The sequence below is a fragment of the Streptomyces sp. NPDC094034 genome, assembly GCF_040303865.1.
Taxonomy (GTDB): Bacteria; Actinomycetota; Actinomycetes; order Streptomycetales; family Streptomycetaceae; genus Streptomyces.
The window spans coordinates 43815-55975 of sequence record NZ_JBEOUD010000051.1 but is presented as its reverse complement, the minus strand read 5'-3'; the positions used below and the strand labels follow the sequence as shown (position 1 = coordinate 55975).

Below are 12161 nucleotides of genomic sequence, written 5' to 3'. Positions count from 1 at the left end.
ATCGCAAGGCGGAGGAGGGAGCCCACGCGGAGCGTAGGCGACCGACGACAACGCGGCGAGGCGCGGTGCCAGGGCACGCGAGCCCGGCAAGATCCAAACGAAAGGCCCTAGGGGGCAGGCCCTTCGGGCGTGTAGCGGAGGCGTCTCGAACCCGTGACAATCAAAACCCCGTATCCGTCCGGCACCCGCGAATCCGTCCGGCACCCGCGAACCTCGGCCACTGAGCCTCACCTCACAGCACCTGAGCCGTACCTCACAGCATCGCCGTCCGCACCGCGCCCTACGCTGGAGAGCGCGTAGCGCGTCGCCAATGGAGGCCACGCCGCTGTCTGTCGAGTGAGGAATGGCCGTAATGCCGGAGTTTGCGTACTCGGATCTGCTTCCGCTGGGAGAGGACACCACGCCGTACCGGCTGGTGACCGCGGAAGGTGTCTCCACCTTCGAGGCCGACGGCCGTACGTTCCTCAAGGTCGAGCCGGAGGCCCTGCGTACGCTGGCCGCCGAGGCGATGCACGACATCTCGCACTATCTGCGACCGGCCCATCTCGCCCAGCTGCGCAGGATCGTGGACGACCCCGAGGCGTCCTCGAACGACAAGTTCGTCGCGCTCGACCTCCTCAAGAACGCGAATATCGCCGCCGCGGGCGTCCTGCCCATGTGCCAGGACACCGGTACCGCGATCGTGATGGGCAAGCGCGGGCAGCACGTACTGACGAGCGGCGGCGACGAGGAAGCCCTTTCGCACGGAATCTACGACGCGTACACGAAGCTGAATCTGCGCTATTCGCAGATGGCTCCGCTCACCATGTGGGAGGAGAAGAACACCGGCTCGAACCTGCCCGCGCAGATCGAGCTGTACGCGACCGACGGCGGCGCGTACAAGTTCCTTTTCATGGCGAAGGGCGGCGGCTCCGCCAACAAGTCGTTCCTCTACCAGGAGACCAAGGCGGTTCTCAACGAGTCCGCCATGATGAAGTTCCTGGAGGAGAAGATCCGCTCGCTCGGTACGGCCGCGTGCCCGCCGTACCACCTCGCGATCGTGGTGGGCGGTACGTCCGCCGAGTTCGCGCTCAAGACCGCGAAGTACGCCTCCGCGCACTACCTGGACAAGCTGCCGTCCGAGGGCTCCCCGACCGGCCACGGCTTCCGTGACGAGGAACTGGAGCGGAAGGTCTTCGAGCTGACGCAGAAGATCGGTATCGGCGCGCAGTTCGGCGGCAAGTACTTCTGCCATGACGTACGGGTGGTGCGACTGCCGCGGCACGGCGCCTCGCTGCCGGTCGCGATCGCCGTCTCCTGCTCGGCCGACCGGCAGGCCGTCGCGAAGATCACCGCCGAGGGCGTCTTCCTGGAGCGGCTGGAGAAGGACCCGGCGCGCTTCCTCCCGGAGACCACCGACGAACACCTCGACGAGGGACAGGTCGTCCGGGTCGACCTCAACCGTCCGATGGACGACGTCCTCGCCGAGTTGACGAGGTATCCGGTCAAGACGCGGCTCTCGCTCACCGGAACGCTCGTGGTGGCCCGTGACATCGCGCACGCCAAGATCAAGGAACGGCTCGACGCGGGCGAGGAGATGCCCCCGTACCTGAAGGACCACCCGGTCTACTACGCGGGTCCGGCGAAGACGCCCGAGGGGTACGCCTCCGGTTCCTTCGGCCCGACGACCGCAGGCCGGATGGACTCGTACGTGGAGCAGTTCCAGGCGGCGGGCGGCTCGAAGGTCATGCTCGCCAAGGGCAACCGCTCGAAGCAGGTCACCGACGCCTGCGCTGCGCACGGCGGCTTCTATCTCGGCTCGATCGGCGGCCCGGCCGCCCGGCTCGCCCAGGACTGCATCAAGAAGGTCGAGGTCGTCGAGTACGAGGAGCTGGGCATGGAGGCGGTCTGGAAGATCGAGGTGGAGGACTTCCCCGCGTTCATCGTCGTGGACGACAAGGGCAACGACTTCTTCACCGAGCCGGCCCCCGCGCCCACGTTCACCAGCATTCCGGTGCGCGGCCCGGGTCTCGCCTGACGCCTTCGCCACACGGGCCACGCACGGCCCTCTCGACGCGCCCTCCCCGGCCTTCCTCCGGGGAGGGCGCTCCCGTCGCCACGACACTCGCGAGGGAACGCAGCGGAACGCACCGGGGGGAACACATCGGATCAGCGGGACGCTCACCCTTGCAGGAGGTAAGACGACGATGACGACCGACGAGAGCCAGTACCGGACCGAGCACGACTCCATGGGTGAGGTACGGGTCCCCGCGCACGCCAAGTGGCGTGCCCAGACACAGCGCGCGGTGGAGAACTTCCCCGTCTCGGGACAGCGGCTGGAACGCGCGCACATCGAGGCCCTGGCCCGGATCAAGTCCGCCGCCGCCAAGGTCAACGCCGATCTCGGCGTGATCGACAAGGACATCGCGGGCGCCATTCAGGACGCGGCGGCCGAGGTCGCCGACGGCCGCTGGGACGAGCACTTCCCGGTGGATGTCTTCCAGACGGGTTCGGGTACCTCCTCGAACATGAACACCAACGAGGTGATCGCCACGCTCGCCACCGAGCGTCTCGGCCGTGAGGTCCACCCGAACGACCATGTGAACGCCTCGCAGAGCTCCAACGACGTCTTCCCGTCGAGCATCCATATCGCCGCGACCGCCGCCGTCACCGTTGAGCTGATGCCGGCGCTCGACCATCTCGCCGCCGCCCTGGAGCGCAAGGCGGCGGAGTTCCGGGACGTCGTGAAGTCGGGCCGTACGCATCTGATGGACGCCACGCCCGTCACCCTGGGCCAGGAGTTCGGCGGCTACGCCGCGCAGATCCGCTACGCGGGCGAGCGGCTGACCGCCTCGCTCCCCCGGCTCGCCGAGCTGCCCCTCGGCGGTACGGCGGTGGGCACCGGCATCAACACGCCGCCCGGCTTCTCCGCGGCCGTCATCGCGGAGGTGGCCCGCGCGACCGGGCTGCCGCTGACGGAGGCCCGTAACCACTTCGAGGCGCAGGGCGCCCGCGACGGACTCGTGGAGACCTCGGGGCAGCTCCGTACGCTCGCCGTCTCCCTCACCAAGATCGCCAACGATCTGCGCTGGATGGCGTCGGGCCCGCGCACCGGACTGGCCGAGATCAGCCTCCCGGATCTCCAGCCCGGCTCCTCGATCATGCCCGGCAAGGTCAATCCGGTGATCCCGGAGGCCGTGCTGATGGTGGCCGCGCAGGTCACCGGCAATGACACCACGGTCGCGACGGCCGGCGCCGCCGGGAACTTCGAGCTGAACGTGATGCTCCCGGTGATCGCCAAGAACCTCCTGGAGTCCGTACGGCTGCTCACGAACGTCTCCCGGCTACTCGCGGACCGTACGGTCGACGGCATCACGGCCCATGTCGAGCGGGCCCGTGAGTACGCCGAGTCGTCGCCGTCCGTCGTCACCCCACTGAACAAGTACCTGGGGTACGAGGAGGCCGCGAAGGTCGCCAAGAGGTCTCTCGCCGAGCACCTGACGATCCGCGAGACGGTTCTGGCGGGCGGCTATGTGGAGCGCGGGGATCTCACCCTGGAGCAGCTCGACGAGGCGCTGGATGTGCTGCGGATGACGCGCCCGTGAATACGTGAGGTGTGCCGTGGCGCCCCGGACGCCAAGGCCTAAAATCTGCGCATGACAGCGACGGTGAGGGCGACGAACGGGCAGCGCTGGGCGCCCGGCACACAGATTCTGTGGCGGTACCGGGAGAACGCCGGGGACCGCGTGCACATCTGCCGTCCTGTCACGGTCGTGCAGGACACCGACGACCTGCTCGCGGCCTGGCTCGCGCCGGACACCCCGTGTGTGCGGCCGGCGCTCGCGGACGGCACCCCGGTCCACCGCGAGCCGCTGGCCACCCGCTACACCAAACCGCGCACGGTGGTGCGCGACCGGTGGTACGGAATGGGCGTGCTGAAGCTGGCCAGACCGGGCGAGCCCTGGTCGGTGTGGCTGTGGTGGGAGCGCGGCTGGCGGTTCCAGAACTGGTACGTGAACCTGGAGGAGCCGCGTACGCGATGGGCCGGGGGCGTCGACTCCGAGGACCATTTCCTCGATATCGACGTCTATCCGGACCGCAGTTGGCGCTGGCGTGACGAGGACGAGTTCGCGCAGGCACAGCAGGATGGTCTGATGGCCCCGGAGCAGGCGCGTCGCGTCCGGGAGGCCGGGCGCGCGGCGGTCGAGGTGATCAGCGCCTGGGACGCCCCGTTCAGCGGCGGCTGGGAGCACTGGCGGCCCGAGCCGCACTGGCCGGTGCCCCAGCTGCCCCAGGACTGGGACCGTACGGCGGCGCGGCTGAGGCCCTGAGGCACGTCACGGCCGGACAGGAACCGGGCCGCCGTGAAGTGACCGATTCACGTCCGGGAACGCGCTCGGACGCATACGACGTCGTGAGATCCTTGATACGCCCCCGGGGTTGAAACGTAGGATCGTCCTCCGGAAGACCGGAGCGGGGCAACAGACCGGTACGGAAAGCCAACTGACCTTTGGTCACACCGCACCCGAACACCACAGGTCACACTGTTCGCCCGCAACGACCGCACAACAACGACCGTGAGCCACTACGAGGGGGTGGAGCCGTGCGTAAGGGCTGCCGCCCTGTCGACGCCGCCTGCCGCGCGGTAGTTTCGCCAGTCGAAACGATCGCCTCGCACCCCCGGCCCGGACGGACGGAATCCCACGCGTGACGGAGCATCCCCCCTCCCACGAAGGCCGGCAGCCCCTGGTTGCCCGGCCGCAGGAACGCACCAGGCCGCGACAGGAGGCCGGTGCCTCCGCCGTGCCGCAGCCCGCGGTGCCGGCGCCGGCGCCCGACCCCGTGGCGACGGCGCGGCGCGAGGGCGACCGGCTGCGCTTCGTGGGGGCCGCGACCCGGCGGATCGCCCGCGGCATAGACCTGGACGAGATCGTGCTCGGGCTGTGCCGGGCGACCGTACCGACGTTCTCCGACGCCATACTCGTCTATCTGCGCGATCCGCTCCCCGTCGGTGACGAGCGCCCGGTCTCTCCGTTCGTCCTGCGGCTGCGGCGCACGGACCGGCTGCGGCTGACCGACGACGACACGGAGGGCGGCGGCGGTATCCCGCTCCAGTTCAGCGAGGGCCTGCGGCTGCCGATCCTCGACCCGCAGTCGGATGTGATGCCGGCCGCCGAGCTGTGCGAGGTGCGCTCCGGCGGCGCGCTCTCCGAGGTGCTGCGGGGCGTGCGTCCGGTCTTCGGTGACTCGGCCGCGGCCCGCGCCGCGCTGCCCGAGCTGCTCGGCGCCGATCGCACCGTACCGTCCGGGCATCGCGCGATCCTCGCGCCGCTGCGCGGCCGGCGGCGGGTCATCGGTGCCGCGGTCTTCCTGCGCAGACCGGACCGCGCCGCCTTCGAGCCGAACGATCTGCTGGTCGCGGCGCAGCTGGCGACGCATACGGCGCTGGGCATCGACAAGGCGGTGCTGTACGGCCGCGAGGCGTATATCGCGGACGAGCTCCAGCGCACGATGCTGCCGGAGAATCTGCCCCAGCCGACCGGCGTACGGCTGGCCTCCCGCTATCTGCCCGCCGCCGAGACCGCGCGGGTCGGCGGCGACTGGTACGACGCGATCCCGCTGCCGGGCAGCCGGGTCGCGCTGGTCGTGGGCGACGTCATGGGCCACTCCATGACCTCCGCGGCGATCATGGGCCAGCTGCGGACGACCGCGCAGACCCTCGCCGGTCTCGATCTGCCGCCGCAGGAGGTGCTGCACCATCTGGACGAGCAGGCGCAGCGGCTGGGCACGGACCGGATGGCGACCTGCCTCTACGCGGTGTACGACCCGGTCTCGCACCGGATCACCATCGCCAACGCCGGTCATCCGCCGCCCATACTGCTGCATCTGGGCGGCCGGGCGGAGGTGCTACGGGTGCCGCCCGGCGCGCCGATCGGGGTCGGCGGGGTGGACTTCGAGGCGGTCGAGCTGGACGCGCCCGCCGGGGCGACCCTGCTTCTCTACACGGACGGGCTCGTCGAGTCCCGGCTGCGTGACGTATGGACGGGGATCGAGCAGCTGCGGGAACGCCTCGCGGCCACCGCGCAGCTGACCGGGCCCGACCATTCGCCGCCGCTGGAGGCGCTTTGCGACGATGTCCTCGATGTTCTGGGTCCGGGCGACCGGGACGATGACATCGCGCTGCTCGCGGCCCGCTTCGACGGGATCGCGCCCAGTGATGTCGCGTACTGGTTCCTGGAACCGGAGGACGCGGCTCCGGGCCGGGCGCGGCGGCTGGCCAGGCGTGCGCTGGCCCGCTGGGACCTGGAGGAGCTGAGCGATTCCGTCGAGCTGCTGATCAGCGAGGTCGTGACCAATGCGGTGCGGTACGCGGAGCGCCCGGTGACGCTGCGGCTGCTCCGTACGGACGTACTGCGCTGCGAGGTCGGGGACGATTCACCGCAGCTGCCCCGGCAGCGGCGGGCCCGTGACACCGACGAGGGCGGCCGGGGATTGTTCCTGGTCAACCGGCTGGCGCGGCGCTGGGGAGCGACCCGGCTGTCCACCGGAAAGGTGGTCTGGTTCGAGATCCCCGCGCGGTCGTAGGGCGCGAGCGTAGGGCGCGGCATCGAGCGGGACGGAGAGCGGGACGAACTCGGCGATATCCCCCGAAACGCATATGTTGCCGACAAGGTGTCGTAGAGGTTAGCTGGGGCAGGCGGCCGTAGTGACCGCTGTCCCAGCCCGGGACAGGGCCCGTGATCACTCACTGGTCAGCTGGCCCTCCCCTCTCCCGGGCTCTCCATCGACGGGAGGCCGCTCGTGTCCGGGTCCACCCCCAAGACTCCCTACACGACCAACAACGCCGGCATTCCGGTGGAGAGCGACGAGCACTCGCTCTCCATCAGCCCCGACGGCCCCATCCTGATGCAGGACCACTACCTCATCGAGAAAATGGCCCAGTTCAACCGGGAACGGGTCCCCGAGCGAGTGGTCCACGCCAAGGGCGCGGGTGCCTACGGATTCTTCGAAGTGACCAATGACGTCAGCCAGTTCACCAAGGCCGACCTCTTCCAGCCGGGCAAACGCACCGACATGCTGGCCCGGTTCTCCACGGTCGCGGGCGAGCTCGGCTCGCCCGACACCTGGCGCGACCCCCGTGGCTTCGCGCTGAAGTTCTACACCGAACACGGCAATTACGACATGGTCGGCAACAACACGCCGGTCTTCTTCGTACGCGACCCGATGAAGTTCCAGGACTTCATCCGCTCCCAGAAGCGCCACCCGGCCACCGGGCTGCGCGACAACGACATGCAGTGGGACTTCTGGACGCTCTCCCCCGAGTCCGCGCACATGGTCACCTGGCTGATGGGCGACCGTGGCATCCCGAAGTCGTTCCGCCACATGAACGGCTACAGCTCGCACACCTATATGTGGGTGAACGGCGCCGGTGAGCGGTTCTGGGTGAAGTACCACTTCAAGACCGATCAGGGCATCGGCTGTCTCACCCAGGCCGACGCCGACGAGATGGCGGGCTCGGACGGTGACCACCACCGCCGTGATCTGTACGAGTCGATCGAGTCCGGGAACGCGCCGACCTGGAGCCTGAAGGTCCAGATCATGCCGTTCGAGGACGCCGCGGACTACCGCTTCAATCCGTTCGATCTGACGAAGGTGTGGCCGCACGGCGACTACCCCCTGATCGATGTCGGCCGGATGACGCTCAACAAGAATCCGGACAACTTCTTCATCCATATCGAGCAGGCCGCGTTCGAGCCCTCGAATCTGGTGCCGGGCATCGGCCCGTCCCCGGACAAGATGCTGCTCGGCCGGCTCTTCTCGTACCCGGACACGCACCGCTACCGGATCGGTCCGAACTACGCCCAGCTGCCGCCCAACAGGGCGCGCTCGCAGGTGAACTCGTACGCCAAGGACGGTCCGATGCGGTACGAGGCGGCGAACGCGGCGAGGCCGTACGCGCCGAACTCGTACGGCGGCCCCGCGGCCGACGTGGACCGGTTCGGCGACCCGGCGGGCTGGGCGGCGGCCGGTGAGATGGTGCGCGAGGCGTACAAGCTGCACCGCGAGGACGACGACTGGGGCCAGGCGGGCACCCAGGTCCGTCAGGTGCTGGACGACGCGGCGCGCGACCGGCTGGTGTCGAATGTCTCCGGGCATCTGGCGCAGGGCGTGTCACGTCCTGTGCTGGACCGGGCGCTCCAGTACTGGCGCAATATCGACAAGGAGATCGGCGACCGGATCGCCCACAAGGCGAACGGCGGCTGACGTAGGGACGCGGTCGCCGGACGCACGGATCAGCGTGCGTCCGGCGACCGCGTCCGTCGGCGCCGCTGTTCTTCGGCGACGGCGACCGCGTTCGCCGCTGTCCCAGGCGACCGCGTTACAGGCCGTTCAACGCCGGTCCGTTGTTGGGGCCGTTGGGACCGTTGGGGTCGTTGGGGCCGTCATGACCCGGCGGGGCGCCGCTCGACTCACTGGACCCCGGTCCGCTCGGGTCTCCTCCGCCGGGCTCCGTGCTCGGTGAGCTCTCCCCGGGCGACTCGGAAGGGGACGGGACCGATGCCGAGTCGGACGGGACGGGCTCCGAGGGTGTCGGCTGCGAGGGGTCCGTGGACGGGGTGTTCTCCGGGCCGCTCGGCTCCACCGGCGCCGACGGTGTCTCGCGCACGGGCACCGGGATGTCCAGGTCGAACGTGGCGTCCGAGCCGCCGTTCAGCGCGTCGAGGGTGTAGTCGGCCCAGATCCGGGCGGGGAAGCCGCCGCCGTTGGCCCGGCCGGAGTTGGCGGTACCGGTGAGCGTGACCTGCCCGCCGCCGTCCTTGGTGGACTCGCCGAACAGCGCGACGACCGTGGTGAGCTGCGGGGTGTAGGCCGCGAACCACGCCGACTTGTTGTTCTCGGAGGTACCGGTCTTGCCCGCCGCGTCATAGGCCGAGGTGTCGGCCTCGTACCCCGAACCGTTGTCGACGACGCCCTGGAGGACGCCGGTGACGGTGTCGGCCGTCTGCCGGCTGACCACCTGATCCCCGACCGGGTCGGGGATCTCGACCGTACGGTCCTTGTGCTCGGCGGACTTCACGATCGTCGGCGTGATCTTCCTGCCGTGGTTGTCGAGGGTCGCGTACACCCCCGCCATGTCCCAGGTCGAGGCGTTCATCGTGCCGAGGGTGATCGCGGGCCGTTCGGGGAAGCCCTTGTCCCGCATCCCCAGATCCAGGGCGGTCTTCTTGACCTCGGGCGGGCCGACGTCCACGACCATCTGTGCGAAGACGGAGTTGATGGACTTGTTCATGGCGGTCTGGACGCTGACCCTGCCGTAGGAGCGGTCGTCCTCGTTCTGCGGGGCGAACGGGGTGTCGCTGCCCTCGACCGGCCGTTCGCTGGTGCCGTCGTACCGCGTGTTGACGCCGATCTTCCGGCCGTCCTGGGTCTCGGCGCCGTTCTCCAGCGCCGAGGCGAGCACGACCGGCTTGAAGGTCGAGGCGGGCTGGTAGTCAGTGCGGGTGGCGTTGGATATCCAGTGCTCGGTGGCGCCCGTACCGCCGTAGAGCGCGACCACCCGGCCGGTCTTCGGGTCGACGGAGGTGGCGCCGGCCTGCACCGTCGCGTCCGTCTTGTTGTTCTTGCGGTCGAGCTTGCTCTCCAGCTGCTTGTCGACGGACTGGACGAGCTCCTGCTGCCGCTTCTTGTCGATATTGAGGGTGATCGTCCAGCCGCCCTTGGCGATCTCCGCCTTGTCGACGCCCTGGCGCTCCAGTTCGTCATTGGCGGCCTCGACGAGATAGCCGGCCTGGCCCTCCATCCCGGGGGCGGCCTTCGGTGCCCCCGGCACCGGGAACTTCAGCCCCGAGCGGGTGGTGGAATCCAGCCAGTTCTGCTCGACCATGTTGTCCAGGACATAGTTCCAGCGCTCGGTGACCAGCTTCTTGCCGGTGTCGGTGGCCGCCGCCCAGTCGTACTGGCTGGGTGCCTGGAGCAGCGCGGCGAGATACGCGCCCTGGGAGAGGTTCAGCGCGGAGGCGTCGATCCCGTAGTACGCCTGGGCCGCGGCCTGGATGCCGTACGCGCCGCGGCCGTAGTAGCTGGTGTTCATGTACCCGGCCAGGATCTCGCTCTTGCTCGTGTTCCGGTCCACCTTGAGGGAGATCACCAGCTCCTTGAGCTTGCGGGTGATCGTCTGGTCCTGATTGAGGTAGTAGTTCTTCACGTACTGCTGGGTGATGGTCGAGCCACCCTGCTTGCCCTTGCCGGAGAGGGTGTTGATCAGGCCGCGGGTCGTGCCTTTGATGTCGACGCCGGAGTCCTGGTAGAAGGACTTGTTCTCGGCGGCGACGAAGGTGTGCTGGACGTCCTTGGGGATCTTCTCCAGGCCGACGATCTCGCGGTTGATCTCGCCGGTGCGGGTGAGGATCGTGCCGTCGCTGTACTTGTAGACGTTGCTCTGCATCTCGGCCTGCGCGTTGGCGCTCGGCACGGGGACCAGCAGATAGAGCACGAACAGCCCGCCCATGGCGAGCAGACAGAGCCCGAAGAACGTACCGAGCAGTCTTTTCAGCGTGAAGAAGCGGCGTATGCCGCCCGGTTTCCCGGCGCGGCGCGCTCCGCGCCGGCTCGCCCGTCTGGCTTCCGCTCGGCCCATCTCCGTCTCGCTCCGCTCTCCTGTTCGTCAGGACTCGTCCGTAGCTGCTCACGCACCGGAATCAGCTCAGCAAGCTAACACCGCTTGCTGTGACAAAGGGCAACCGATCAGGTCTTTTAGGACGTGACAATCAGCACCTATCCCACCTGAATCGACTCACGGGAGCTCCGGATGGTTGCGTCTGGCATAATGTGTAATCACAATGCTAGCTACCGCCGATCGGCGGAAGTGGACCGGAAACGGGGATGGATCATGGCCTCCACCAGCACCACCGTCAGCACACCCGCGTCGGACGACATACCCGAGATGCCCGCACCACGGGTCCGGGAGAATCCCGCCCACAGCATCGGCGGCGGGCTCGCCCTGCTGCTCGGACTGCTCGGTCTCGTCGCCGGCGTCGCCCTGGTCTTCCTGGGCGCCACCGTCGGTTCGGCCGGACTGAAGGCGGCCCTGATCGTGCTCGGCGTACTCGTCGCGATCGCCGCGTTCTTCGCGATGTGCGGACTGAACATGGTGGCCCCGGGCGAGGCCCGGGTCGTCCAGCTCTTCGGGCGCTACCGCGGCACGATCCGTACGGACGGACTGCGCTGGGTGAACCCGCTCACCTCCCGCACCAAGATCTCGACGCGCGTACGGAACCACGAGACGGCCGTCCTCAAGGTCAATGACGCCTACGGCAACCCGATCGAGCTGGCCGCGGTCGTGGTCTGGAAGGTCGAGGACACCGCGCAGGCGATGTTCGAGGTGGACGACTTCCTGGAGTTCGTCTCCACGCAGACCGAGGCGGCCGTACGGCATATCGCCATCGAGTACCCGTACGACGCCCACGAGGAGTCCGGTCTCTCGCTGCGCGGCAACGCCGAGGAGATCACCGAGAAGCTCGCCGTCGAACTGCACGCGCGGGTGGAGGCGGCCGGTGTCCACATCATCGAGTCCCGCTTCACGCATCTCGCCTACGCGCCGGAGATCGCCTCGGCGATGCTCCAGCGCCAGCAGGCGGGCGCCGTCGTCGCGGCCCGCCGGCTGATCGTGGACGGCGCGGTCGGCATGGTCGAGGCGGCACTCACCCGCCTCACCGAGCAGGACATCGTGGAACTGGACTCGGAGCGCAAGGCCGCGATGGTGAGCAATCTACTGGTCGTGCTCTGCGGAGACCGGGCCGCCCAGCCGGTCGTGAACACGGGCACTCTCTACCAGTGACCGAACGCAAGCAGGTTCTCCTGCGACTGGACCCGGCGGTGTACGACGCCCTCGCCAGATGGGCGTCCGACGAACTGCGCAGCGCCAACGCGCAGATCGAGTTCCTGCTCCGCCGGGCCCTGGGCGAGGCGGGCAGACTGCCCGCCAACACGGCACCGATCCCACGCCGGGGGCGGCCACGCAAGACGGACCGGAAGGCGCCGCCGGCCGCAGACGCGCCGACAGGTGCCCCGGTAGACGCGTCAGCTCCGTCAACGGGTACGGAACCGGCCACCGCGGCCACCGCGGTACCACCCGAGCCGGAGTGACCCCCCTCGGAGGGTCACCATGGGCGCTCTGTACA

At 69.0% G+C, this 12161-nt stretch carries 8 protein-coding genes; 7 read left to right on the top strand and 1 reads right to left on the bottom strand.

The features are described 5' to 3' along the window. Positions 1-352: 352 nt before the first annotated feature. The 5 genes from ABTZ59_RS31915 to ABTZ59_RS31895 all read left to right on the top strand — a co-directional run bounded on the left by ABTZ59_RS31915 (position 353) and on the right by ABTZ59_RS31895 (position 8244). Entirely contained in the window at positions 353-2017 is a 1665-nt protein-coding gene (locus ABTZ59_RS31915; RefSeq protein ID WP_351421429.1) for a fumarate hydratase, read from the top strand. A 169-nt stretch (positions 2018-2186) separates the two neighbouring features. Next, a complete protein-coding gene (locus ABTZ59_RS31910; RefSeq protein ID WP_351421423.1) occupies positions 2187-3584 on the top strand; it encodes a class II fumarate hydratase in 1398 nt (465 codons plus the stop codon). 51 nt (positions 3585-3635) lie between these two features. Next, complete coding sequence (gene fomD, locus ABTZ59_RS31905) at positions 3636-4310, top strand: cytidylyl-2-hydroxypropylphosphonate hydrolase (RefSeq protein ID WP_351421418.1); 675 nt, start codon at positions 3636-3638, stop codon at positions 4308-4310. Positions 4311-4686: 376 nt separating this feature from the next. After that, positions 4687-6564 (top strand): SpoIIE family protein phosphatase, encoded by a 1878-nt coding sequence (locus ABTZ59_RS31900; RefSeq protein ID WP_351421414.1) that lies wholly within the window; start codon positions 4687-4689, stop codon positions 6562-6564. A gap of 216 nt (positions 6565-6780) precedes the next feature. Next, positions 6781-8244, top strand: a complete 1464-nt coding sequence (locus tag ABTZ59_RS31895) for a catalase (RefSeq protein WP_351421411.1) — start codon at positions 6781-6783, stop codon at positions 8242-8244. 115 nt (positions 8245-8359) lie between these two features. Here the strand turns inward: ABTZ59_RS31895 and ABTZ59_RS31890 are convergent, their stop codons facing one another. Further along, positions 8360-10618, bottom strand: a complete 2259-nt coding sequence (locus ABTZ59_RS31890) for a transglycosylase domain-containing protein (protein WP_351421408.1) — start codon at positions 10616-10618, stop codon at positions 8360-8362. A gap of 252 nt (positions 10619-10870) precedes the next feature. Here ABTZ59_RS31890 and ABTZ59_RS31885 point away from each other — a divergent pair, with 252 nt between their 5' ends. Continuing rightward, positions 10871-11818 carry an SPFH domain-containing protein gene (locus tag ABTZ59_RS31885; RefSeq protein WP_351421403.1) on the top strand — a complete coding sequence of 316 codons (948 nt, stop codon included), beginning with the start codon at positions 10871-10873 and terminating at the stop codon, positions 11816-11818. Then, complete coding sequence (locus ABTZ59_RS31880; RefSeq protein WP_351421447.1) at positions 11764-12126, top strand: type II toxin-antitoxin system antitoxin; 363 nt, start codon at positions 11764-11766, stop codon at positions 12124-12126. The genes ABTZ59_RS31885 and ABTZ59_RS31880 overlap by 55 nt, the downstream gene beginning before the upstream one ends. The last annotated feature ends 35 nt before the right edge of the window (positions 12127-12161 follow it).

What these genes read in the sequence shown, in the direction of transcription:
- fomD (WP_351421418.1), top strand. Translation starts at nt 3,636, where the DNA reads ATGACAGCGACGGTGAGGGCGACGAACGGGCAGCGCTGGGCGCCCGGC.
- ABTZ59_RS31910 (WP_351421423.1), top strand. Translation starts at nt 2,187, where the DNA reads ATGACGACCGACGAGAGCCAGTACCGGACCGAGCACGACTCCATGGGT.
- ABTZ59_RS31885 (WP_351421403.1), top strand. Translation starts at nt 10,871, where the DNA reads ATGGCCTCCACCAGCACCACCGTCAGCACACCCGCGTCGGACGACATA.
- ABTZ59_RS31915 (WP_351421429.1), top strand. Translation starts at nt 353, where the DNA reads ATGCCGGAGTTTGCGTACTCGGATCTGCTTCCGCTGGGAGAGGACACC.
- ABTZ59_RS31890 (WP_351421408.1), bottom strand. Translation starts at nt 10,618, where the DNA reads ATGGGCCGAGCGGAAGCCAGACGGGCGAGCCGGCGCGGAGCGCGCCGC.